Here is a 23,341-nt window from a genome sequence, read left to right as displayed (position 1 = left end):
CCGGGTTATGCGGGTTCGATGCGCCACGTGGTCGCACTCGTGTACGACCACTTCTCGACGGAGAGCTCGGTCGCGGAGTCGCGGAGCTTGACCATCAGGGCACCGATCTCTTTGGGCGAGAGGCCGACCTCGTCCGCGATGAACTTGCTCTTGAAGTAGAGTTCACCGTCTTGCGCCTTCGAGAGCAGGTACTCCTTCAGACGCTCCTCTTTGGACGCACTGTCGTCGGTCTCGGTGGAGGGATCTGCGGTTGCGCTCATTTGTTGTCGCCTCGATCCATCGTATAGCCCGGAGGATGTTATAAAGGGAGGAACGTTCGGAGCAGTTCGGGCAGTTTTATCGATTTACCCGGTTTCGTGAAATCTTCAAGACGTTTCACGAACTGCTTAGACATTTCACAGACCGTTTTGAGAATTTGTTTCTTTTTCTTTTTCAAGAATTAAATTCGGGTCGAAAACCGGGATTTCGGGGGTGAATCCGGTGAATCGGGCGCATTTCGTCGTCCACAGAACCGGAGAATACGGGGCGCGCGACGGGCCGGGGGTAGGCGCTATCGGCCGAGGATCGTCGTCAGGTCCGTTCGTGGATCCAGAACTCTTCCTCGGTCGTCGACTCCTTCTTGAAGATGGGCACCTCGTCTTTGAGGCGGTTGATGCCGTCCTCGACGGTGCAGAAGGCTTCCTCGCGGTGGCCGGCGAGGACGACGACGAACACGATATCCTCGCCTTCGCGGATGACGCCGGTGCGGTGGTGCATCAGCACCTCGAACACGCCCTCCCGTTCCTCCAGTTCGGCGCGGATGGTGCGCATCCGGTCGGCGGCGACGCCCTCGTACTTCTCGAACTCCAGTTGGGTGGTCGGGGTGTCGTCGTCGGAGTCTTTCACCCGGACGCGCCCGGTGAACGTCGCGATGGCGCCGGAGCGTTCCGCGAGCGGAGACGCCTTCGCGCGTTCGACGAGCGACTCGAGCGTGACGCGGGGTTCGAAGTCGGCCACGGCGTCGAGAATCGGGTCGAGGTCGGCCTCAGCGTTCGGGAGCGTCGCGACCACGTCGCCGACGGGGTCGGCGTCGCCGATGACGACAGTCGGGAGGCGAGCGTCCTCGAAGCCGACGGTGAGGGCGTGGTCGTAGTCGGGGACGAGCGAGTCGAGCAGGGCGGGGAGGGTCTGTCCGTCGCCCGCGCCGATCCACGATCCGTCGGCCGAGAGGCCGTAGGCGGCGCCGGCGTCGGTGTCGCGGGCGGCCGTCTCCGGGAGGGTCTCCACGGTAGCGACCCGGCCGTCGAGTCGGGGGACGAGTCGGTCGGCCAGATCCACGGCGTCCGGGCCGACGAGGTTGAGCGTCTTCATACCCGGAAAAGCGGACGCGGACCCTTAACTGTGTCTCGACGGGGCGAGAACGAGTGATACTGCCGGCTGTAACTGTTTCAAGCTGTTCGCAACGTAAATGGCGAATATCTTGATTGACTTACAGCCGACAGTATGACGCACGATATTCGCTTGACAACCCTTAAGCCCGCCTCGTGGCTACGCCTCGGCAATGCGAGTCGTGATCTCTATCGGCGGGAGCGTCCTCGCGCCCGACCTCGACGCCGACCGCGTCGCAGGCCACGCGGCGGCGGTCGAACGCCTTCTCGACGAGGGCTGCGAGGTCGGCGCGGTGGTCGGGGGCGGCGGCACCGCCCGCGACTACATCGGAACGGCGCGCCAGCTCGGCGCCAACGAGGTACAGTTGGATCAGATCGGCATCGACGTGACGCGGATCAACGCGCGCCTGCTGATCGCGGCGCTCGACGACCGCGCCGCCCCCTCACCCGCCCACGAGTACGAGGAAGCGGGCGAGGCGCTCCGCCGCGGCGACGTGCCCGTCATGGGTGGCGTCATGCCCGGCCAGACCACCGACGCCGTCGCCGCGGCGCTGGCGGAGTACGTCGACGCCGACCTCCTCGTCTACGCGACGAGCGTCGACGGCGTGTTCAGCGCCGACCCTGACAGCGACCCCGACGCCGAGCAGTACGGCCGGCTCACAGGGACGGAACTCGTCGACCTCGTGGCGCCGATGAGTCGCGGCGCCGGTGCCTCCGCCCCCGTCGATCTGCTGGCGGCGAAACTCATCGAGCGCTCGAAGATGCGAACCATCGTCCTCGACGGGACCGACCCCGAGCGCATCGCCAGCGCCGTCCTCGACGGCGACCACTCCGGCACCGACGTGGTGCCCGACGGCTGTGAGTCCGCGTGGCCATGAGCGACGGACACAACGCCTTCTGGGCCGACGACATCGCGGACGAAATCGAGGCGCGCAACCCCGACGACCCCATCGTGATCAAGGGCGGCGTCTCCCCCTCCGGCGTCCCCCATCTCGGCCACTTCAACGAGATCATGCGTGGCTACTTCGTCGCCGCGACGCTCCGCGAACGCGGCCACGAGGTCCGCCAGGTGTTCACGAGCGACGACCGCGACGCCCTGCGGAGCGTCCCCCGGACGCTCGCGGACTCGGACTGGAACCTCGTCGGTCTCGGCGAGGTGGACGCCGGGGCACTGGGTCGCAACCTCGGCACGCCCTACACGGACATCCCCGACCCCTTCGGCGAGAGCGACTCCTACGGCGCACACTTCACCGACCTCCTCGCGCGGAGCGCCGAGGCCGTCGGCGTCGAGGTGGAGATGGTCTCCAACACCGACCTCTACGCCTCCGGCGAGTTCGAGGCCGTCACGCGCGAAGTCCTGGAGAAACGTGATCTCGCCCGCGAGGTTCTCGCGGAGTATCAGGACGGCGTCGACGCCGACTACGTCCCCTTCATGCCCCAGTGTTCCGAGTGCGGGAAGCTGACCCAGGACGTGCGCGACGTGGATCTGGAGGCGGGCACGGTCGACTACCGGTGTTCCGGCCTCGAGGCCGGCGGCGACCACATCGAGGGCTGTGGCCACGAAGGGACGGCCACGCTCCGGGAGGGCAAACTCCCGTGGCGCTTCGAGTGGCCGGCCCAGTGGAAGGTGCTCGGCGTCGACTTCGAACCCTTCGGCAAGGACCACGCGGAGGGGTCGTGGCCGAGCGGCGAGGAAATCGCCCGGCGCGTCCTCGACATCGAACCCCCGGTGCCGATGACCTACGAGTGGTTCACACTCAACGGCGAACCCCTCTCCTCCTCCGCCGGCAACGTCGTCACCGTCGACGAGGTGCTTGCCCTGCTGGAACCCGAAGTCCTGCGCTACTTCTTCGTCCGCAACCCGAAGCGCGCGAAGGACTTCGATATGGAGCGCATCGACCTCCTCGTCGACGAGTTCGACCGATTCGAACGCGTCTACTTCGGCGAGGAGGACGACGAGGATCTGCAACCCCTCGCGGACCGCGCGTATCCCTTCCTCGTCGACGAGGTGCGCGAGGAACGGGTGCGCCTGCCGTACACCTTCGCGGCGGTGTTGGGGATGACCGACGACCGGGACCTGCGGGTGCGGATGGCGCACAATCAGGACTTCATCGACGACGACACGCCGGCGTGGGCGGTCGAGGCGGCGCTGGAACGGGTCGAACGCGCGCGCACCTGGGCGGAGCGCATGGACAACGCCTACAACTACCGCCTGCAGGCCGACCTCCCCGAGACGGATTTCGACGCCGACGTGGCCGCGGCGCTTTCCGACCTCGCCGACTTCGTCGCCGAGGGCCACGACGGCGAGGCGATTCAGGGGCAGATGTACGAGATTCCCCGCGAACACGGGATCGAGGTGGGTGACTTCTTCGCCGCCGGCTACCGCCTCTTTTTCGACGACACCGAGGGGCCGCGGCTGGGCGAGTTCCTCGGCGAACTCGACGAGTCGTTCGTGGTGAAACGGCTGCGGCGAGAGGGGTAGGCGCGGTCGAAACCCGGGAGGGCTGTCGGCGCCTCCCGGTCGGTCGTCCCGCCCTCGTTTCGAGCGGGCGTATCAGTCCTTCCAGTCCGGGTCGGTCCGCGGCGGGCTGAAGATGTCGACGCCCTCGAAGGGTTCGTCGCCGCGGTTCTCGACCCGGTGGGGGTCGCCGCCGGGGATGACGTAGGAGTCGCCCGCGGAGACGACGTGTTCCTCGCCGTCGATGATGAAGACGGCCTCGCCGCGCCACGCGTAGCCCGCCTGTTCGTGTGGGTGGCTATGCTCGGGCACCGACGCCCCGGCGTCGATGGTGTAGCCTTGCACGCTCATCTTCTCGCCCGAAGCCAGTTGCGAGAGGTGTACGTCCGGCACCGCTTCGATTATCTCCACCTCGTCGTTCGAACGGATGTCCATACAGGTAGGGGAGAGCGGGAGATGATAAATCTCCTCACGCCTCGTCCACCCGAACCACGTCCCCCTCGTCGACCCCATTGGCGGCGCCGGCGGGGAGTTCGATCACCGTGTCGGCCGTCGCGCGGCCGAGGCCGGTCCACGCCGACAGGCGCGCGACGCGTTCGACGCGCCCCTCACGGAGCCAGATGGCGTCGATATCGAAGGGCACGCCGACCATGTGGAGCGTCCGGGATGCGGCGCCGCCGAAGGGAAAGACGAGGGCCGAGCCGTCCGGAAAGGAACGGCGAAACATGAGGCCCCGTGCCTTGGCGAGAAAGGAGTCGGCGACGGTCGCGTCGGTCGCGAGGACGTGGTCGCCGTCGTGGACGATGCGTGTCATACCGACATGTGGGACGCGGGCGGGAAAACGTTAGAGTTGACGGGAGGTGGTCGGCGCGACCCGGTCGGTCCGCGACCGGTCGGTTCCGGTCCCGTTGATCGAGTCGGCGATGGCGGTGAACGCGGCGACGCCGGCCGCGGCCGCGACGGTGGTCACGGCGGTGCCGAGAGCGAGTTCGACGACCGGCAGGAGCAGGGCCGTGAGCGTGGCGACCACGGCGGTGGCGAGGGGGACGGCGACGACGGCGAGGCCGACGGCCGCGACGCGGGCGCGAGAGCCGCGGGCTCGCGTCCACGTTCGGTCGACCGCCCGGCCGATGGACTCGCCGTCGGCCGCGACGGCGACGAACACCAGCGGCAGGTGGACGAGAACGACGAGGCCGGGGACGACGAAGACGGCGAGGCCGATCGCGGCGGCGAGGAGGCCGCCGACGGCGACGACGACGGCCCGCGCGAAGGCGGCGGCGGTCTCGGCGGGCGTCTCGCTGCCGCCGAGGGCATCGACTTCGGGCGCGAACGTGCGCGCCAGTGCAGCGAGGACCACGACGACGGCGACGGTCGACACGGCGAGGACGGCCCCCGCTTCGGTCATCGAGAGCGGGAGCGTCAGGTCGTACGTGACCCGGACGGCCTCGGCCACCCCGGAGCGGGCGAGGACGGTGTTGAGCGATACGTTCCACGTGGCAGTGACGGCGAACAGCGCGACCACGAGCGCGGCCGCCCGCGAGCGAGCGGCGTCGGACGCAAGGAGGGTCATCGTGTCCACCTGTGCAGCGACGACGACCTATATGTTTTCATCGAAATCTGATATATGTCTGACGCGCGTCGCACAGACTGTCTGAAACATCTATTTTCGTCGTGTTGGCGTCTAACGCACGTCTGACAGTATCGATACGTTTTACCCGATCGGCGTGTAGGCGTGGCGTATGGATCGACGCGCGTTCCTCGCTGCCCTGACCCCCCTCGTTGCCGGTTGCTTCGGCGGCCAGCGAAGCCAGCCGACCCCCACGGCGACCGAGACACCGGAACCGACCGCGACCGCCACGCCCGAACCGACTCCGACCGAGACGCCGGAACCGACCGCCACGCCCGAACCCGAGGCGTCGCCGGAGGCGGCTCAGCACATCGACGACGCACAGGATCGCCTCACCGAGGCGATCTACGTCTACACTGGCGGCGTCACCGACGACCTCCTGTCGGTGACCGCCGAGACCGAGGAGTTCCGAGCGCGTGACGTGCTCCTCCGACTCGACCGCGTTCAGCGTGCCATCCACGCGGCCGAAGCCGAGGCGACGACCGAGGACCAGCGAGCGGCCATCGCGTCGCTCGATACGATGCAGCAGTTCCTCACGCTGGCGACGGACGCCCAGTCGTGGCTCGTCGACGGCCACGGCGCTCTCAGGGAGGTGTACACCCACCTCGACGAGCGCGAACTCGACGACGCCGCGGACGACATCGAACGGGTCGAGACGGCCAGCGAGGAGGTGAACGAGCCGACGGCCACGATCGAAGAGGAGATGGACGTCGAGAGCGCGTCGGTGACCGACGCCATCGACGCCGACGAGTACGAGGCGAAGGTGACGCAGCTGACCGACGAGGCGAGCACGCTGGAGAACCTCGGGACCGACGCCACGGATATCCACGACGGCGTCTCGCTGATCGAGGAGGCCCGCGAGGAAGAGGGCGAGGGCCGGTACGACGAGGCCGCCGACACGGCCGACCGGGCGTACGAACTCCTCTCCGACGTGGAGGACCGCCTCGACGACCGGCTGTCGGATCTCCCGGACCGCGCCGAGGCCTTCGAGGACATCGCCGACGACCTGATGGATCTGGCGTCGAGTCGCGCCGCCGAAGCCGAGGTCATCTACGACAGCAACTCGTAGCGGCCTGCCCCGTGTGAGCACGTCTCACAAACGCGGATTTGAGCTACCGGTGGCTTTTGGGTGGTGCCAGTCGATCGGTCGGCTATGGAGTCAGACGACCGCGGCTGCCCCAAATGCGGCCACACCGAGACCGACGTGGGGACGATCTCCACCACCGGCGGCGGCCTCAGCAAGATGTTCGACATCCAGACCAACTCCTTCCGCGTGGTGTCGTGTACCAACTGCGGCTACTCGGAACTCTACCGTGACGTGGGATCGTCGGGGAGCGACATCGTCGACGTCTTCCTCGGGTAGATGGCGGGCGGCGGTGGAGTCCTCGTTCTGGTCTTCCTCCTCCTCGGCGTCGGCGGTCCTCTCCTGCTCTACTGGCTGGTCCGCGCCGAACACGAGAACCGCGAGGTGATGGATCGGGACGCGGCCGAACGCGCCGCGCGGCGTGACACCGACGACCGCGACCGCCGCTGACGGCCGGGACGTATCTTACCCGAACATATTCGACAGTTCGTCGCGTCGGCCGCAGAGAGTATTTATACCACCCGAACCGGTTCGGGGATTCGCTGCGTCGTTGCCGACCCCCGAGAACCGTCGAGCGTGGCTTGTCTATCCCCCCCAGACGCCTACTCGTTATGACGAACCAAGTTGGCGCACCCGGAACGAATCTCTCGCGGCGGCAGTTCATGAAGGCGACCGGTACGGCGGGTATGCTCGGCCTCGCGGGCTGTGCCGCCCCGACCAACACGGACCCCTCGCGTGCGGCGGCGGCGACGGCGGCCCAGCAGTCGGGATCGGCGGCATCGCTCCCGCAGGCGGCCAAGCCGCAGGTGGTCGACGTGACCGACCAAGGCAACCAGGTGACGCTCCGTGCAGTCACCTCGACGCTCCCCGTCCACCCCGGCGACTCGATGGGCGGGCCCGTCGAGTTGCCGCGGGTCTGGGCGTGGCAGGCCGACGACCGCGCCCCCAGCGTACCCGGTCCCATCATCCGGACGACGGAAGGCGAGGATATCGAGGTGACCCTCGACAACACCGACGCCGACATGCCCCACACCGTCCACTTCCACGGCGTCCGCAAGACGTGGGAGAACGACGGCGTCCCGACGACGACGGGCATCACCGTGATGCCCGGCGAGAAACACACCTACGAGATTCCCGCGAACGTGCCCGGCACCCACCTCTATCACTGTCACTACCAGACCCACCGCCACATCGACATGGGGATGTACGGCATCTTCCGGGTCGATCCGAAGGGGTACGAGCCGGCCGATCAGGAACTGTTCATGACCGTCAAGGACTGGGACTCCCGGCTCAACCGGCAGATGGCGGGCGAGTCGGTGAGCTACAGCCCCCGTAACCGCCAGCCCGACGTGTTCACCATCAACGGTCGGGCGGCGCCGCGGACCCTGCATCCCGAGGACGGGTCGCCAGTGCTCGTCTCGCAGGGCGATACCGTCCGCATCCACTTCGCCAACAACGGCTACATGAACCACCCGATCCACACCCACAATCACCGGTTCCGGGTGGTCGAGAAGGACGGATCGAAGATTCCCGAGGCCGCCCAGTACGAGGAGGACATCCTCGATCTGGCGCCAGCGGAGCGCAAGACCATTGAGTTCGAGGCGGACGCCGACCCCGGCATCTACCTCATGCACTGTCACAAGGTGAGCCACGCGATGAACGGCAACTCCTACCCCGGCGGGATGGTCGGTGCCATCGTCTACGAGTCGGTGATGGACACCGACATCTTCGGGCAGTTGATGGAGTACGCGGGGTACGAGCCGTAAAGACAGGACATTCATGCCCGTGGAAGCCGACCGCCCCAGCATGGAGCGGACGCCCACGGGAACGCCGGTGGGGGTGGACGATCCCTACGACCACGCCGACCGCTGTGACCACCTCACCTCCGACGGTCGGTGTCGGTTCGCGCTCGAACGCGCCGGCGACAGCGAGGGATCGGAGATCCCTCTGGAAGCCGGCGAAGCCGGCGACAGCGGGGGACGACGTCCCCCGAGCAGCGAGGGACACAGTCCCTCGGGCAGTCGGCCGGAGGCCGACGACAGCCGGCCGTCGGCCGGCGACGACCCCGAATTCGCGGCCGCGCGTCGCGCCGACGGCTACGACTGCGTCGTCGCCGGCGACGCCGACTGGTGCGACTGCCCGCACTACCGCTCGACGACCGACGGGCGCGAGTGTCGGCGCTGTGGACTGGCGGAGGTCCGGATGGCTCACGAGGACGCGCGGCCGTTGCTGGAAGAACATCACCTGTCATACGGTTGCGGTGGGGAGGGAGGCGACGGCGACCCCGCCCACGAGATCACCGTCTCGCTCTGTCGCTGGTGTCACGCGAAGGTCCACGCGGGGTGGGCGCGCATCGACGACGACGTGAACCCCGACGCGGAGGCGCTGGCGGCACGGGAGGAGCGGCGGAGCAAGGAACAGGCGGAGTTCGGGTTCCGGACGGCGGCGGAGCGGGACGGCCGCGACGACCGCTGACTCGCATTCGATCCGTTTTTACGCGCTACCGGACTACGACGCCGTAATGACTCGGATCGTCGTCGTCGACAACCACGGGCAGTTCACGCACTTGGAACACCGGGCGCTCCGGGACGCGGGCGTGGACACCGACATCGTCGACAACACGACGCCGCCGGAGGAACTGGACGTGGACGGCCTCGTGCTCTCGGGGGGGCCCGACATGGATCGGATCGGCCGCTGTGCGGAGTATCTGGAGATGGACGTGCCCGTCCTCGGCATCTGTCTCGGCATGCAGATCATGGCGACCCAACTCGACGGCGCGGTGAGCGCCGGCGACTACGGCGGCTACGCCGACGTGACGGTGCGCATCATCGACGAGGACGACCCCGTCGTGGGATCGCTCGCCCCCGAGACGCGCGTGTGGGCGAGTCACGCCGACGAGGTGACCGAACTCCCCACGGGCTTTACCCACACCGCGACGAGCGACGTGTGTGACATCGAGGCGATGAGCGATACGGACCGCGACCTCTACGGTGTCCAGTGGCACCCCGAAGTCGCCCACACCGCGGAGGGTGACGAACTGTTCGCGAACTTCATCGACTGCTGTCGGTGACGGGGGCAGTCGTCCGTCGTCGCCGGTGGGCGCCGTGACGGTCCGGCGATCCACCAGTGGAGGGAGACGACGATCACTCTGAAGGGAGGGATTTACGACGCCCCGACGCGTCGGAGCGATTGAATGACGGCGACCCAGTCGGATCTGGCCGGGCTGTCGCGGTACATCTTCACCGCCCCGAGCTGGTACGCCAGCCTCGGGTTCGCGCTCGCCATCGCAGCCATGGCCGGCATCGCCGCCTTCGACTCCGGCAGCACCGACCCGACGTGGCGTAATCTGCTCATTCTCGGGCGGGACGCGTGGCAAGGTATCTTCTTCATCGGCCTGCCGACCGTCATCGCGTCGGTCGGAACGACCGGCGTCGACCACTTCGTCGGCGGGAAACTCACACCCAACCGCTCCTCGCTGTTGGCGCTGCTCTGTGAACTCATCCTCGTCGCCATCGTCATCGGGGCGGGCATCATCGCCCTGCTCACCCCCCTCGGTCAGACGTTCGTCTACGACGCGCTAGTGATCGCGCTCGCCTCCATCTTCGCCTTCCGCCTGCTGGTCGTCATGGCGGTGTCGCAGTCCTCGCTTCTCATCGCCGCGGTGCCCGCCAGCCTCCAGACCCTTGTTTCGGCCATCTTCCTCTTCATCTACAGCGGGACCGTCCGCTACCTCGAACTCGGCGGCCCGCTCGTCGACGCCTACCTGATGCCCTACCTCTCGCGGGCGTCGGAAGCGCCGCCGGAACTCTGGATCATCGACGCCAACCACTTCCAACTGCTCGCCGTCACCTGCGTCGTCTACGCCGCCGCCGTCTACGCGTTCATCCGCGTTATCGACCGCCCGTGGCAGCGCAGTCTCGGCGTCTCCGTCCTCGACTTCATCCGTGGGTTCATCGGCCACGTCGCCGAAGGATCACGGGAGTTGGAGGACTTCTTCGAGAAACTGGGCGAGGAGGCCGTCGTCCCGGTGACGGTCCTCGCCTTCCAGCGCCCCGACGGCACGCAGAAGGCACGGTTCGTCCTGCCGATGATCCACCCCGGTCCGATGGGCGAAATCGGCGGCGGCAACTTCCCCGTCCGCGTCGCGGAACACACCGACGGCCTCGTCTTTCCACCGCACGCCACCGCCGGCCACGACTTCAACCTCGTCACCGAGCGCGAAGTCGACTCCATCCTGGACGCCATCGACGCCGCGCAGGCGAAACTCACGTACGCCGACGAGGCGACCCGGAGCGTTCGCACGCGGGCGGGCGAGGCGTCGATGCTCGGACAGGGGTTCGGTGACGACGCGCTCCTCGTCGCCACCTACGCGCCCGGCTTCGCGGACGACGTGGAGTACGGCGTCGGCCTCTCGGCGGCCGCGGAAGCCCGGACGGTCGGCCTCGACGACGTCCTCCTCGTCGACGCCCACAACTCCAACAACGGGCTGGAGGGCGAGGATCTGGGTCACGTCACGCCCGGTAGCCAGCGCGCGTTCGACATGATCACCGCCGCGAAGCGGGCGGGACAGCGGTTGCGCGAGGCGCCGACCGGCCCGCTCCAGCTCGGCGTCGCGTGGGAGCGGACCGAGTGGGACGCGCTCGACGGCATCGGCCCGCTCGGCATCCGCGTCGCTGTCGTCGAAGTCGACGGCCAGCACACGGCGTACGTCCTCGTCGACGGGAACAACATGGTGCCCGGTCTACGGGGTCGAGTCGTCGACGCCGTGACGGCCCGTGGCCCCATCGACGTGGCCGAGGTGATGACGACCGACACGCACATCGTCAACACCGTCGAGGCGGACAACCAAGTGGGCGCGGCCATCGACCACGACGAGTTCGTCGCGACGGTCGAGCGACTGGTCGACGCCGCGGCTGACGACCTCGAACCCGTCTCGGCGGGGCTGGCGACCGAACGCGCGAGGGTGACGGTGTTCGGCAACGACCGCACGGAGACGCTCGCCAGCCACGCGAACGCCGTCGTCTCGATGGGTGGAGCGCTCGCCGCCGTCATCATCCTCGGCGCGATGGCGGTCAGCGTCCTCATCTTTTTCCTGACGTGAGGAACACGTCAACGATCCGACTGCCCGAAAGCAGAAATAGCCGGACAGCCTACCCCCGAACGTGCTCCTGGTGCTCTGTGTGGACCTGGACGACGACCTCGGCCGCAAGACCGGCATCGCCACGCCGGTCGTCGGCCGCGACGCCGTGAGGGACGCCGCCGTCGCCCTCGCCACCGCGGACCCCGAGGACTCCGACGTGAACGTCATGTTCCAAGGGATACACGTCTGCGACGACCTCCGCCGCACCGAGGACGAGGAAGTGGAGGTGGCGGCAGTCACGGGGTTACAGGGAAGCGAGGTGCGGGCAACCCGGGAGGTGGGCGACGAGGTGGATACGGTGCTGGCGGGTCTCTCTACCGGCGAATCCGTGCGCGCCATCGTCATCACCGACGGCGCGCAGGACGAGTCCGTCCTCCCCGTGATTCGCTCACGGATGCCCGTCGACAGCGTCCGCCGGGTCGTCGTCCGGCAGGCACAGAACCTGGAGTCGATGTACTACACGATGAAGCAGGTGCTCGCGGACCCGGAAACGCGGGGGACCTTGCTCGTTCCGCTCGGTATCCTCCTGCTCATCTACCCCTTCGTCACCATCGCCACGTTCTTCGACGTGCCGGGCGCGGCCGTCCTCGGCCTCATCTCCGCACTCCTCGGTCTCTACACGCTGTTCCGGGGACTCGGCCTCGAATCGGCGGTCGACGAGGCCGCCGAACGGGTGCGCAACCTGCTCTACGCCGGCCGGGTGACCATCATCACGTACGTCGTCGCCGCGGCGTTGCTGATCGTCGGCGGCGCGGAGGGGGTGGAGACGCTCCGGACCGTCGACGCCGGCATTCCCGGTGACCCCTCCGCCGTGACAGTGCTGGCAGCGCTCGTCAACGGCGCTATCCGCTGGTTCGCCGCCGCCGGCATCACCAGCAGTCTGGGGCAGGTGACCGACGAGTGTCTGTCCGACGAGTTCAGGTGGCGCTACCTGAACGCGCCCTTCTACGTCGTCGCCATCGCCATCGTCCTCTACGCCGTCTCGGGCTTCCTGCTCCCGCCGGTGCCGGGCGTGACGACGCTCACCCTCACCGACCTCGCGGTAGCGCTCACCGTCGGGACGTTGCTCGGCGTGTTGAGCACGCTCACCTTCGCCATCGCGGAGTCGCGGTATCCGTCGGGGGCCGATCCGACAGAGGTGTAGACGGCGACGTCCCGCCTACCGTTCCCGCACCACGACGAACTCCGCGAGGTCCTGCAGATACTCGACGGCGTCCACGTCCTTCGTCTCCGCCGTGGAGAGCGCCGCGAGCGCGCGGTCCGACGCGCGCTGAGCCCGGGCGTTGGCCTCGTCCGGCGAGAGATCCGTCACCTGCACCAGCGAGGGGCGGTCCATCTCCGCGTCCTGTCCCGTCGGCTTGCCGAGGTCCGCGGCGTCGGCGGTGGCGTCCAACACGTCGTCGCGAATCTGGAAGGCGACGCCGACGCGTTCGGCGTAGTCACCCAGCGCCTCGACGGTGAAGGCGTCGGCGCCGCCGGCCACTGCGCCGAGTTCCGCCGCCGCGCGGAAGAGCACGCCCGTCTTCCGGCGCGCGAGTTCCATGTACTCCGCCTCCGTCTCGGGGCGGGCGACCAGTTCCGTCGCCTCGCCCTCGCCGAGTTCCACCATCGCCTCCGCGACGATGCGCATCGCGCGTTCGTTCTCCGAAAAGAGGGCAAAGGCCTCGCCGAGGAGGCCGTCGCTGGCAAGAATCGCCGGACCGTAGCCGAATTCGGCCCACGCGCTCGGCGTGCCGCGACGGACCGCGGAGCGGTCGATGATGTCGTCGATCACCAGCGACGCGTTGTGGACGAGTTCGATCCCGACTGCGAAATCCACGGCGTCGTCCGGCGCCCCGCCGACCGCCTCACACGTGAGTACCGTCACCGCCGGGCGGACCCGCTTGCCCCCCGACAGCGCGACGTGATCCATCTCCGCCGCGAGTTCCGGCGGTTCGACCGCCTCGACGATCGACTCCAGCCGGTCGTTCACCAGCCCCACGCGGCGATCCAGATACTCCATCGACCGGGGCAAAGGGCGGGCGGGGCAAGTACGTGACGCTATAGTAGCGTGTGAAACTGTCCCCACACCCGGTTCCGCGGCCGGGTGTGCGATGACGTTCGACCGCTACGATTCGAATCGCTCGATCAGTTCGGGAACGACCTCGAACAGGTCGTCGACGATGCCGTAGTCCGCGATGTCGAAGATGGGCGCGTCCGGATCGGTGTTGACCGCGATGATCGTGTCCGCGCCCTTCATGCCCGCGACGTGCTGGACCGCCCCCGAGATGCCGAGCGCGAGGTACACTTTCGGCGTGACGACTTTCCCCGACTGCCCGACCTGTCGGTTCTTGGGCAGCCAGCCGTTGTCGACGATAGGTCGCGACGCCGCGAGCGTCGCGTCCAGCGCATCGGCCAACTCCTCGACCAGTTCGAGATTCTCCTCCTCCTCGATGCCCCGGCCGACCGAGACGATGAACTCCGCCTCGCTGATGTCCACGTCGCCGGCCCCGACTTCCTCGAACCCGCGGACGGTCGAGCGGATCGACGACTCGTCGATATCGACCTCGAACGCTTCGATGGCGGCCTCACCGACGCCCTCAGCGGCCGGCCACTCGCCGCCGCGGACCGTCAGCGCGACCGGCCCCTCGTCCACCGCGACCGCCGTCTCGACCTTCGACCCGTACATCTCCCGGGTCACGGTCAGGCCGTCGTCGTAGTCGAGGGCGACGGCGTCGGTGACCAGCGGGAGGGACAGGCGCGTCGCGACCGCGGGGGCGTAGTCCAGCCCGTTGACGCTGTTCGGCATCACAACCGCGCTGGGGTCGAGTGCCTCGAACAGCGCCGTCACCGCGGCGACGGTCACGTCGTGGTTGAACTCCGACCCCTCTGCGACGGTGTGGATGGCGTCGACGCCCTCGCAGTCGAGTTTGTCCGCGAACCGATCCACGTTGCCGCCGACGACGGCGGCGTGCAGGTCGCCGTCGAGCGCGTCGGCCAGTTCTCGACCCGCCGTGAGGAGTTCGTACGACACCGGCCGGAGTTCGCCGCGGCGGTGATCCGCGACGGCGAGGACGTCGCTCATTCGGCACCCACCCCCGCGTCCCGCAGGACCGTCTCTAACTCCGCGGCCGTCTCGCCGGGGTCACCCTCGAAGATGGTGGCGTCGGATTCGGTCTCGGGTTTCGCCAACCTCGTGAGCGTCAGGGCGTCGTCGACGACCGCCGGATCGAGGTCGAGATCGGCGAGCGAGTGGACGGCGAGTTCCTTGCGCTGAGCCTGCCGGATACCGCGCAGGCTGGCGTACCGGGGCTCGTTGATGCCGGTCTGAATCGTCAGCACGGCGGGCAGGTCGACCGTCGTGAGTTCCTCGACGCCGCCTTCGAGTTCGCGCCGAACCGAGGCTTCCCCCTCACCGAGTTCGAGGTCGTTCACGACCGCGGCCCATCCCATATCCAGCAGGTCGGCGAGGGCGACGCCGGTCGCGCCGAAGCCGTCGTCGGCCGCCTGCACGCCCGAGAGGACGAGGTCGGGGTCCTCCCGTTCCGCGACGGCGGCGATGATTCGGGCGGTCGTGGTCGGATCGAGTACGTCCGCCTCGGCCAGTGCGTCGTCCCAGACGCGGACCGCGCGGTCGACGCCTTTCGCCAGCGCCATGCGGATCGTCTCCTCGCTTCGCTCGGGGCCGAGGGTGACGGCGACGACCTCTACCTCCTCGTCGCGGTCCTCGGCGATGCGGACCGCCGCCTCGATGGCGTAGTCGTCCCACTCGTTGAGGTCGTACTCGAGATACGTCTCGGGGATTTCGAGCCCCTCGATCTCGAAGTCGTCGGCGACTGCGGCGACCTCCTTGACGGTCACGAGAATCTTCATGGCCTCACGTTCCCCCGGCCGGGAGTAAACGTTTTCCGAAGCGAGTCAGGGCTCCTCGTCGGGCAGGGAGATGAGGTTCTCGCGCCCGAGCCGGAGTTTTTCTACTCTCCCTTCGTCGGCCATCGTCGACAGCAACTGGGACACCTTGGCGTCGGACCACCCGGTCTCCTGAACGATCTTGGCCTGCTTCATCCGGCCGCCGTTCTGGTCGAGGAGGTGTTCGACCCGCTCCTCGTCCGACAGGAGGGTCGGGTCGATGCCGCCCGCCTCGTCGGCTTCGTCGGGGGCCGTCTCGTCGCTCTCGGCCGCATCCGTACCGGTTGCCGACTCGGCCGCCCCATCTGGCGGGCCATCAGCCTCGGCCCCTCCCTCGTCCGACGTGGCCGTGTCCCCGGGCGGGCCGGACTCCGAGGGAGAGGTCGTCGGTCGACGCCAGGGAACGTACGCGACGACCGCGACGATGGCGAGCGCCACGAGGAGTACCCCGGCGATCAGCGACCACGGTGGTCCGGGGTCCGGCTCCGGTTCCTCGACGGCCGTCTGCTGGTAGGAGATGGTGAGCGGGTCCCGGAAGGTGTGCGGCCCCTGAATGACGACCGACCCGTTGTCGAGGCCGAATCGCGTGTCGGTCACCTGATACCCCTCTGGCGTCTCCACGACCAGTCGCTGTGATGGGCCGATAGACGCCAACCAGGTGCGGTTGTCCGGCATCAACACCGCCTCCTGAATCACGAAGCCCCCTTCGGTGTTGGTCACGAAGTTCGTCCACGTGAACGAGAGGTTGAGGACGCCGGTGCCGTTCTGCACCGTGGCGTTCCGAGTCGGGTTCCGGATCGCCATCTCCCGCCCCGTCGCACGGCTCGCCTCGTCGGCGAGCGTTCGGAAGAAGGCCAGATCGAGGCCGACATCGGTGTCGCCGGATTCGAAGTCACGGCCGTACTCGACGAAGGCGGCACGGTCGGCGGACGACGAGAGATTATACCGAACCGAGACGGTCCACCGGGCGCTCCCCTGCGGATCGGGTTCGATGTAGAGTTCCGTGACGGCTGGCTCCTCGATACGGGCGACGGGCGGACCCACGAGTGCCGGGCGCTCGGTGGCCGCCACCGGGTCCGAAGCCGAGGGAGCGATGGAGGACCCGTGGCCGGCGGCCGCCACCGCGGAGGTCGTCCCGGAGAGGAGGACGAGGAGGGCGAAGAGGAACGCGGCAATCCGCATTACTTCGTGCGTCTCGATGGGACGGGAAAACGCTTTCCATCGTCAGAGAGGCCCTGTCGCGGAGATAGCGGCCGTCAGATGCGAGACGGAGGACGAGTTTATAAGAGCCGGTGTGCCGACGTCCCGGGGTGCCGTGCCGTCGGCGTGGAGAACTGCCGGGCCCGACTTGTACAACGGACCTTATTAGTATCAGGCGGCTGTACCGCCGGGCGATGAGAGCCCTCCCCGTCATCGCGGCCGCCCTCCTCGTCTGCTCCGCCGTGGTCGGGGCGACCGGCGGCCTCCCCACGTCGGTGGTTGGCTCGGCGGCCGCGACGGCCGACGACCCCACTGGCGTCTCCTCCCCACTCCCCGAACGCGACGCACCACCCCCCGCAGCCCTCCCGCCAGCCGTCGCCCAGACCAGCGGGCAAGCAGGCCGTCAGCAGATCAACGTGCTCGACGTGCCGCCCGGATCGGTCGAGCGGTGGGGGGTAGAGGAACAGTACGTCGATCTCGGCCCCGCACTCGGGCTATCGACGAACGCGACGACCAACCGCCTCCGGACGCTCGCGATGGTCGAACGCGTCGAGGCCGCCAACACGACCGCAGATCGTCGTGATCGCCTCCGGACGGCACTGATCGACCTCGAACGGCAGGTCGACCAACTCGACGAGCGACAGACGGCCGCCGTCGCCGCGTACGGTCGCGGCGAACTCAGTGCGCGCGAACTGCTCGTCTCGCTCGTTCGTGTCAGCATCGCGGCCGAGGAACTCAACGACCGCCGGAGCCGGATCGAAGCGCTCGCCGCCGACACGCGTGGATTCGACATCAACCGGGGCCGACTGGCCTCCATCGGCAACCGCCTCTCCGCGTTCACCGGGCCGGTGCGGGCCCACGCACAGACCGTCCTCCGGGGCGAGGCCGCCCCCCACCGATTCTACATCGCGACCGGCCCCCAGAGCGTTACCGTAACGACCATCCTCGACGACACGTACATCCGCGAATCCTACCGCGGCGACCTCCGGAACGGCGAGGGTGACGCTATCGAACTCGAGGTGGCGCTCGACATCGTATCGTCGAGCTATCCGGTCATCTGGAACACGACACGCGAACAGACGCAGGTGTTCGGCGGCGGCGAGACCTACCCCGTCCGCATCGCCCACAGTCGCGGCGACCTGACGGCCTTCGTCGACAGCAACGCGCGCGTCGTCTACGCCGAACACCAGCGCCGCCCGCTCGCCTCGATGGTCGCGGATCAGCGGGTCGAGCGGGCCGGCGAGAACATCCGGGTCGTGGTGAACCAGACGTATCCCGGCGGCCCCTCACAGATCCGCGTCGTCGACGACGAGGGCGAACCGGTCGACGCCGCCATCTCGCTGGCCGTCGAGACGGGGACGCCGAGACAACTCGGCACGACGGGCGACGACGGCGTCCTCTGGACGCTCTCGCCGTACCGCCAGTACACCGTCACCGTCGATGGGCGTGGCGAGTCCGTCGACGTCGTCGTCGATCCGGGGGCGCCGCCGCGGGTGAAGGCGCAGGCCGAGACGGGAGACACTGGCGGCGAGAACGGCAACGAGACGGCGACGAACGGAACGGCGACGCCGAACGGCACTGTCACGCCGACCCCGACCCCGACGAGCGCCGCACTCGCCGACGTTTATCACCGATAGGGCGCCACCGCGCCCATGGCCGACCGTGACCGTGCAGTCACCACGGGACCGCCCGTCGCCGCCGTGGTCGTTCTCGTCCTCGGCACCACCGTCGCGGCCGTCGGCCTCGGCGCGCTTCCCACGGCGCCGGTCACCGCCGGCGTGACTCTCGCGGTCGACGGGGACCGACTCGTTCTCGCACACCGGGCAGGTGATCCGCTGGACGTGCGCCGCCTCGACGTGGTCGTCCGCGTCGACGGCGACCCCCTCCGTCACCAACCCCCAGTCCCATTCTTCGCCGCGCGGGGGTTCCGGTCGGGGCCGACCGGACCGTTCAACCCCGCCACCGAGCCGACGTGGAACGTCGGCGAACGGGCGTCACTCCAGGTCGCGTCGACCAACTATCCGCCGCTCGTGGCTGGCGCTCGCGTGACGGTCGAACTCCGGTACGGCGGGCGGCGGCTGGTGACGCTGTCGGCCACCGTGTAGCTATCGTAACGATCGAACGTCGTCAGTTTCGCTACGCTACTCGGGCAGCGTCGCCAGCGTCGTGATCGCGATCTCGGGGTTGTAGGACGGGCCCATCGTCACGTGCGTGATGTCCTCGAAGCCGGCCTCGGCGAACATGCGGTCGGCCTCCTCCTCGTCGTAAAAGAGCATGATGGCGTCGGCGAGCCGCTGGAACACCGAACTGCGTGGGTAGTTGGGGCCGACGACGAGCACCGAGCCGCCGGGTTTCACGACCCGTCGGAACTCCGCGAGCGCGTCGACCGGGTTGGGCCAGTACTCGATCGAACCCGAGGACCAGACGGCGTCGAAGCTGTCGTCCGCGAAGGGCAGGCGCTCGGCGTCGCCGCGGTAGAAGTTCACCCGGTCCGTCCGACCGAACTTCTCGAACGCCTTCTCCATCTGGTGGATGCTCTGGTCGAGGCCGTGGACGTCGTCGGTGTACTGGAGGAGACCCTCGGTGCCGAAGCCGGTGCCACAGCCCACGTCGAGCACCCGGTCGTCGGGGGCGAGATCGAGGATTTCGAGCGCCTCCGCGCGCATCTCCTCGTTCCAGATGAACGGGTTGACCTGGTCGTACACCTTCGAGAGATACTTGTAGAACAGCCGCGCCCGAGATTTGTCTTCGAGAATGCCCATTTAAACCCCGGTTGGGATTGGATCGGCATAACGGTGGGGATTCGTGGGCGGGGCGCCCGTGGATTCGGAGAAGTTCAGACGCCGGCGCGTTCCAGCGCGTCCTCGATGGCCGGGCGCTGGGTGACGCCCACGAACTGTTCGACGACGCCGTCGTCGTTCTCGACGACGACCGTCGGGAGGGACTGCACCTGGTACGCGTTGGCGGTGTCCTGATCCTGTTCGACGTCGATCTTCTCGAACTCGACGTTCCCGTAATCCGCGACCAGCTCCTCGAGAATCGGCTCCTGTGCGTCGCACGGTCCACACCAGTCGGCGTAGAAATCGAGCAGTCGAACGGTCATGATCCGTCCCGCGGTACCGGTGGCACCCGGATAAGCGTTTGCCCTTCGGCGAATCGCCATCGGACGAGCTTATAAGTTAACGGGTGCCTATCGCCGGATTACCGTCTCCATAATAATACCGGGGCGTGCCGACCGTCCGGCTGTATGTGCCCGACAACCACACACGTCATCTCGCGTAGCGATGGGCACGGCGAAACGACGGGAAACGGGGGGAGGAAACGGCTCCCATGACCGACGACATCAGCGTCCTGCTGGTGGACGACGAGACGGTCACGACGCCGATCCGCGAGTCCATCCGTCACCACCACGACGACATCGTCGTTCGGCTCGCGGACGGCGCCGACGACGCGCTGTCTCGTCTCGAAACCGACGATATCGACTGTGTGGTCTGCGAGTACGGACTGGAGGCGAGCGGCCGGGATCTGCTCGACGCCATCCGCGAACGCTGGCCGACGCTACCGGTCGTCCTCTTTACCGACCGGGGAAGTGAGGCGATCGCGAGCGACGCGATCACCGATGGAGCGACCGACTACCTCCGAAAGCGGAGGGAAACACCCCAGCACCGGGAACTAACCGACTGCATTCGAACCGTCGTGGCCAGATGTCGGGCGGAGGCAGGGGCCCAGAGAGCGTCACACCGGGACGACACCCAGTTCGAACTGCTGGTCGACGCCGTCGAGAACTACGCGATTTTCCTGCTCGACGAGACCGGCCACGTCCGGACGTGGAATCCGGGGGCGGAGACGATCAAAGGGTACACGCGCGACGAGATCATCGGCGAACACGTTTCGATCTTCTACACCGACGCGGACGTGGACGCCGGCGTACCCGAGCGGAACCTCCGCGAGGCGGCCGCCGGGGGGCGGGTCCGTGACGAGGGCTGGCGGGTTCACAAGGACGGCTCGATGTTCCGGGCCGACGTGACCATCGTGGCCCTCTACGACGATGGCGACGTGACGGGGTACGCCAAGATCACACGCGACGAGACCCCGCGCCATCGAGAACAGATCCTCCTCGAACAGAACCAGCAGTTGAAAGAACACATCGCGGGCCTCGCACACGACCTGCGCAATCCGCTCACCGTCGCGCGCGGAAACGTCGAAATGGCGCTGGAAACCGGCGACTACTCGGGGCTCGACGCGTCCAAGCGGGGACTCGATCGAATGGAGGAGCTACTGGACTCCATCGTGTCGCTGGCACAGGAAGACGACGAAACTGTGGAACCCGAACCGATCGACCTCCGGGACGTGGCCGAGGAGGCGTGGAGCGTCGTCCCGACCGGGAGCGCCACACTGCGAATCGAGGAGAACGCGATGATCGTGGCGGATCGGGGGAAACTCCAGCAACTGTTCGAAAACCTGTTCAAAAACGCGGTCGATCACGGCGGTCCCACGCCGACCGTCAGGGTCGGCCGGTTCGACGGCGGATTCTACGTCGAAGACGACGGACCGGGAATCCCGACCACGGAACGAACGTCGATATTCGAGATGGGACACTCGACCGACCCCGACGGCACGGGTGTCGGACTGGCGATCTGTGAACGGATCGCCGAGGCACACGGGTGGGATATTGGCGTCGAGACCGCGTTCGCCGGGGGAGCGCGCTTCGAGGTGTCGGGGACCGCGACGGCGTAACGCGTCGGCCGACGGACGACGAGCGGAGATGCGAGCCGAAACGCTTAGGCGAGGGAAGTCCTCACTCCTACACATGAGTGGGAGCCAGAGCGGCGGCCTGATGTCGAGTGCGGGCCTCGTTCGCTACTTCGACGCCGAGGACCGTAACGCCATCCGGATCGACCCCAAGACCGTGGTCGCGTTCGGCGTTCTCTTCGGCGTCCTCGTGCAGATTCTGAACGTCGTCTCGCTGTAAATGTCGGCGGGCGTTCGGATCGGCGTCGTGGCCGTTCAGGGCAACGTGAGCGAACACGTCGACGCAATCGAACGGGCAGCGGCCGCCACGGGATACGACGTCGAGGTGGTCGAGATCCGCGACTCGGGGATCGTCCCCGACTGTGACGCCCTCGCGCTCCCCGGCGGCGAATCGACGACTATCTCCCGGCTTCTGCGGCTGGAGGGCATCGACGAGGAAATCGTCGCCCACGCCGAGGCCGGGAAGCCGATTCTCGCGACCTGTGCCGGCCTGATCGTCGCCTCGCGCGACGCCCGTGACGACCGAGTCGAGACGCTGGATCTGCTCGACGCCGAAGTCGACCGCAACGCCTTCGGTCGACAGGTCGACAGCTTCGAGGCCGGCCTCGACGTGGCAGGCCTCGACGACCCCTTCCACGCCGTCTTCATCCGTGCGCCCGTCGTCGACGAGGTGGGGCCGGGAGTCGAGGTGCTGGCGACGTGGGAGGGCCGCCCGGTCGCGGTGCGTGACGGACCGGTGGTGGCGACGGCGTTCCACCCCGAACTCACCGACGACTACCGCATCCACCGGTTGGCGCTGTTCGACCGACTCGACGCCGACGCCGACACTGAAGCGGAGGCCGAAGCGTGAGCGACGACGCCGACGCCGATACCGAGGCCGTCCTCGACGCCCTCTTTGCCACCATCGAGGATCGCCGGGACGAACTCCCCGAGGGCTCTTACACCGCGTCGCTGTTCACCCACGAGAAAGGCGAGAACGCGACGTTGGAGAAAATCGGCGAGGAGGCGACCGAGGTCATTCTCGCGGCGAAAGACGACGACCGGGAAGAACTCGTGGCGGAGTCGGCCGATCTGGTCTACCATCTGCTCGTTCTCTTGGCGATGAAGGATCTGACCGTCGACGACCTGCGAGCGGAACTGAAAGACCGGTTCTAGTCGAACCGAACGCCGAGGTCGTGGAGGTCGTCGTTGTTCATGGCGACGTTGATCAGGAGCGGCGTCAACGCCTCGATTTCGGCGGCGTTGGCGAGGCCGCCGGCGTCGAGGGGGCGAAGCCCCTCGATGCCGTCGGCGAGGAGGCGCACGATGTCCTTGGCGTCGGGGTCGTCGGCGACGAGGAGGGTGTCGATGCCGAGGTCGGCGTCCAGATCGGCCAGCCGGCCGGCCGCGAGGTTGTGGAACGCGCCGACGACGGGCACGTCGGCGGGGGCGGCGCCGGCGACGAGTTCCGTCACGCTCCCCGCGCCGGGGCGGTTGTAGTGGAAGCCGGCGTCGTCGCGTTGCATCCCCGTCGCGGGCGTGACGAGGATGGTCTCGTCGTCGAGGCTGTCGGCGATGGCCTCGACGGTGTCGCTGACGTGGTAGGCGGGGACGGCGAGGACGACCACCCGCGCTCGGTCGGCCGCCATCGCGTTCTCGAAGCCGTTGATCTTGCAGTCGACGCCACGGCTCGACAGTTCGGTTTCGTACTCCTCGGCTTTCGCGCGGGCCTTGTCCGGGTCGCGGGAGCCGATCACGACTTCGTGGTCGGTGTGGTAGGCCCACCGGAGGGCGAGCCCTTCACCGATGTCGCCGGTCCCGCCGAGTAGTGCGATTCGCATGGTCG

At 67.9% G+C, this 23,341-nt stretch carries 28 protein-coding genes; 16 read left to right on the top strand and 12 right to left on the bottom strand.

The window, feature by feature from the left end; all coding sequences use genetic code 11:
* Positions 1-5: 5 nt before the first annotated feature.
* Positions 6-260: a DUF7123 family protein gene (locus DU502_RS03330; RefSeq protein WP_121919790.1), complete on the bottom strand. Its 255-nt coding sequence runs from the start codon at positions 258-260 to the stop codon at positions 6-8.
* Between the two features lie 310 nt (positions 261-570).
* Positions 571-1,350, bottom strand: a complete 780-nt coding sequence (locus DU502_RS03325) for a molybdopterin synthase (protein ID WP_121919791.1) — start codon at positions 1,348-1,350, stop codon at positions 571-573.
* Between the two features lie 190 nt (positions 1,351-1,540).
* On the opposite strand from DU502_RS03325, the gene pyrH reads away from it, so the two are divergent.
* Together pyrH and lysS are read left to right on the top strand one after the other, a co-directional pair.
* The gene (gene pyrH / locus DU502_RS03320; RefSeq protein ID WP_121919792.1) at positions 1,541-2,245 is read left to right on the top strand and encodes a UMP kinase; all 705 of its coding nucleotides are present in this window, start codon (positions 1,541-1,543) and stop codon (positions 2,243-2,245) included.
* Entirely contained in the window at positions 2,242-3,849 is a 1,608-nt protein-coding gene (lysS, locus tag DU502_RS03315; RefSeq protein WP_121920123.1) for a lysine--tRNA ligase, read from the top strand. Before pyrH ends, lysS begins: the two co-directional genes overlap by 4 nt.
* Positions 3,850-3,921: 72 nt before the next feature.
* Here lysS and DU502_RS03310 read toward each other — a convergent pair whose 3' ends face one another.
* The 3 genes from DU502_RS03310 to DU502_RS03300 are packed head-to-tail and all read right to left on the bottom strand — an operon-like array spanning position 3,922 to position 5,395.
* Positions 3,922-4,260: a cupin domain-containing protein gene (locus DU502_RS03310; protein WP_121919793.1), complete on the bottom strand. Its 339-nt coding sequence runs from the start codon at positions 4,258-4,260 to the stop codon at positions 3,922-3,924.
* A gap of 34 nt (positions 4,261-4,294) precedes the next feature.
* On the bottom strand, positions 4,295-4,639 hold the full coding sequence (locus DU502_RS03305; protein WP_121919794.1) for a DUF192 domain-containing protein: 345 nt from the start codon (positions 4,637-4,639) through the stop codon (positions 4,295-4,297).
* Positions 4,640-4,669: 30 nt separating this feature from the next.
* Positions 4,670-5,395, bottom strand: coding sequence for a hypothetical protein (locus DU502_RS03300; RefSeq protein ID WP_124897003.1), 726 nt, complete (start codon positions 5,393-5,395; stop codon positions 4,670-4,672).
* A 169-nt stretch (positions 5,396-5,564) separates the two neighbouring features.
* On the opposite strand from DU502_RS03300, the gene DU502_RS03290 reads away from it, so the two are divergent.
* From DU502_RS03290 to DU502_RS03260, 8 genes are all read left to right on the top strand, one after another.
* On the top strand, positions 5,565-6,521 hold the full coding sequence (locus DU502_RS03290; RefSeq protein WP_158601146.1) for a hypothetical protein: 957 nt from the start codon (positions 5,565-5,567) through the stop codon (positions 6,519-6,521).
* Positions 6,522-6,605: 84 nt separating this feature from the next.
* Positions 6,606-6,815 carry a zinc ribbon domain-containing protein gene (locus DU502_RS03285; RefSeq protein ID WP_121919798.1) on the top strand — a complete coding sequence of 70 codons (210 nt, stop codon included), beginning with the start codon at positions 6,606-6,608 and terminating at the stop codon, positions 6,813-6,815.
* Positions 6,816-6,986, top strand: a complete 171-nt coding sequence (locus DU502_RS18110; protein ID WP_166033618.1) for a hypothetical protein — start codon at positions 6,816-6,818, stop codon at positions 6,984-6,986.
* 161 nt (positions 6,987-7,147) lie between these two features.
* Positions 7,148-8,302 (top strand): multicopper oxidase domain-containing protein, encoded by a 1,155-nt coding sequence (locus DU502_RS03280; RefSeq protein WP_121919799.1) that lies wholly within the window; start codon positions 7,148-7,150, stop codon positions 8,300-8,302.
* Between the two features lie 40 nt (positions 8,303-8,342).
* Entirely contained in the window at positions 8,343-9,011 is a 669-nt protein-coding gene (locus DU502_RS18605; RefSeq protein WP_241966786.1) for a DUF7097 family protein, read from the top strand.
* A gap of 46 nt (positions 9,012-9,057) precedes the next feature.
* Positions 9,058-9,606 carry a GMP synthase subunit A gene (locus tag DU502_RS03270; protein ID WP_121919800.1) on the top strand — a complete coding sequence of 183 codons (549 nt, stop codon included), beginning with the start codon at positions 9,058-9,060 and terminating at the stop codon, positions 9,604-9,606.
* A gap of 123 nt (positions 9,607-9,729) precedes the next feature.
* Entirely contained in the window at positions 9,730-11,637 is a 1,908-nt protein-coding gene (locus tag DU502_RS03265; protein WP_121919801.1) for a DUF2070 family protein, read from the top strand.
* Between the two features lie 61 nt (positions 11,638-11,698).
* Complete coding sequence (locus DU502_RS03260; RefSeq protein WP_121919802.1) at positions 11,699-12,820, top strand: DUF373 family protein; 1,122 nt, start codon at positions 11,699-11,701, stop codon at positions 12,818-12,820.
* A gap of 15 nt (positions 12,821-12,835) precedes the next feature.
* On the opposite strand, the gene DU502_RS03255 is transcribed toward DU502_RS03260, so the two are convergent.
* From DU502_RS03255 to DU502_RS03240, 4 genes are all read right to left on the bottom strand, one after another.
* Entirely contained in the window at positions 12,836-13,678 is an 843-nt protein-coding gene (locus DU502_RS03255; protein ID WP_121919803.1) for a polyprenyl synthetase family protein, read from the bottom strand.
* A 105-nt stretch (positions 13,679-13,783) separates the two neighbouring features.
* Positions 13,784-14,740: an electron transfer flavoprotein subunit alpha/FixB family protein gene (locus tag DU502_RS03250; RefSeq protein WP_121919804.1), complete on the bottom strand. Its 957-nt coding sequence runs from the start codon at positions 14,738-14,740 to the stop codon at positions 13,784-13,786.
* Positions 14,737-15,528: an electron transfer flavoprotein subunit beta/FixA family protein gene (locus DU502_RS03245; protein WP_121919805.1), complete on the bottom strand. Its 792-nt coding sequence runs from the start codon at positions 15,526-15,528 to the stop codon at positions 14,737-14,739. Before DU502_RS03245 ends, DU502_RS03250 begins: the two co-directional genes overlap by 4 nt.
* Before the next feature lie 45 nt (positions 15,529-15,573).
* Entirely contained in the window at positions 15,574-16,746 is a 1,173-nt protein-coding gene (locus tag DU502_RS03240) for a helix-turn-helix transcriptional regulator (RefSeq protein WP_121919806.1), read from the bottom strand.
* 212 nt (positions 16,747-16,958) lie between these two features.
* Here DU502_RS03240 and DU502_RS03235 point away from each other — a divergent pair, with 212 nt between their 5' ends.
* Together DU502_RS03235 and DU502_RS03230 are read left to right on the top strand one after the other, a co-directional pair.
* Entirely contained in the window at positions 16,959-18,401 is a 1,443-nt protein-coding gene (locus DU502_RS03235; protein WP_121919807.1) for a DUF7096 domain-containing protein, read from the top strand.
* Between the two features lie 15 nt (positions 18,402-18,416).
* Positions 18,417-18,869, top strand: coding sequence for a type IV pilin (locus tag DU502_RS03230; protein WP_121919808.1), 453 nt, complete (start codon positions 18,417-18,419; stop codon positions 18,867-18,869).
* Positions 18,870-18,905: 36 nt separating this feature from the next.
* Here DU502_RS03230 and DU502_RS03225 read toward each other — a convergent pair whose 3' ends face one another.
* Together DU502_RS03225 and DU502_RS03220 are read right to left on the bottom strand one after the other, a co-directional pair.
* Entirely contained in the window at positions 18,906-19,526 is a 621-nt protein-coding gene (locus DU502_RS03225; protein WP_121919809.1) for a methyltransferase domain-containing protein, read from the bottom strand.
* A gap of 74 nt (positions 19,527-19,600) precedes the next feature.
* The gene (locus DU502_RS03220) at positions 19,601-19,867 is read right to left on the bottom strand and encodes a thioredoxin family protein (RefSeq protein ID WP_121919810.1); all 267 of its coding nucleotides are present in this window, start codon (positions 19,865-19,867) and stop codon (positions 19,601-19,603) included.
* Positions 19,868-20,094: 227 nt separating this feature from the next.
* On the opposite strand from DU502_RS03220, the gene DU502_RS03215 reads away from it, so the two are divergent.
* The 4 genes from DU502_RS03215 (at position 20,095) to hisE (ending at position 22,671) form a co-directional block, all read left to right on the top strand.
* Positions 20,095-21,501 carry a hybrid sensor histidine kinase/response regulator gene (locus tag DU502_RS03215; RefSeq protein WP_121919811.1) on the top strand — a complete coding sequence of 469 codons (1,407 nt, stop codon included), beginning with the start codon at positions 20,095-20,097 and terminating at the stop codon, positions 21,499-21,501.
* Between the two features lie 73 nt (positions 21,502-21,574).
* The gene (locus tag DU502_RS03210; protein ID WP_049935049.1) at positions 21,575-21,736 is read left to right on the top strand and encodes a preprotein translocase subunit Sec61beta; all 162 of its coding nucleotides are present in this window, start codon (positions 21,575-21,577) and stop codon (positions 21,734-21,736) included.
* Positions 21,737-22,366: a pyridoxal 5'-phosphate synthase glutaminase subunit PdxT gene (pdxT, locus tag DU502_RS03205; RefSeq protein ID WP_121919812.1), complete on the top strand. Its 630-nt coding sequence runs from the start codon at positions 21,737-21,739 to the stop codon at positions 22,364-22,366. It begins immediately after the preceding gene.
* Entirely contained in the window at positions 22,363-22,671 is a 309-nt protein-coding gene (gene hisE, locus DU502_RS03200; protein WP_121919813.1) for a phosphoribosyl-ATP diphosphatase, read from the top strand. Before pdxT ends, hisE begins: the two co-directional genes overlap by 4 nt.
* Here the strand turns inward: hisE and npdG are convergent.
* Positions 22,668-23,336 (bottom strand): NADPH-dependent F420 reductase, encoded by a 669-nt coding sequence (gene npdG, locus DU502_RS03195; protein WP_121919814.1) that lies wholly within the window; start codon positions 23,334-23,336, stop codon positions 22,668-22,670. The two genes, hisE and npdG, sit on opposite strands and share 4 nt — an antisense overlap.
* Between the last annotated feature and the right edge of the window lie 5 nt (positions 23,337-23,341).

This window comes from Haloplanus aerogenes, from assembly GCF_003856835.1.
GTDB lineage: Archaea > Halobacteriota > Halobacteria > Halobacteriales > Haloferacaceae > Haloplanus > Haloplanus aerogenes.
The sequence above is the reverse complement of the archived record's forward strand: the minus strand, read 5'-3'. Positions and strand labels throughout refer to the sequence as shown.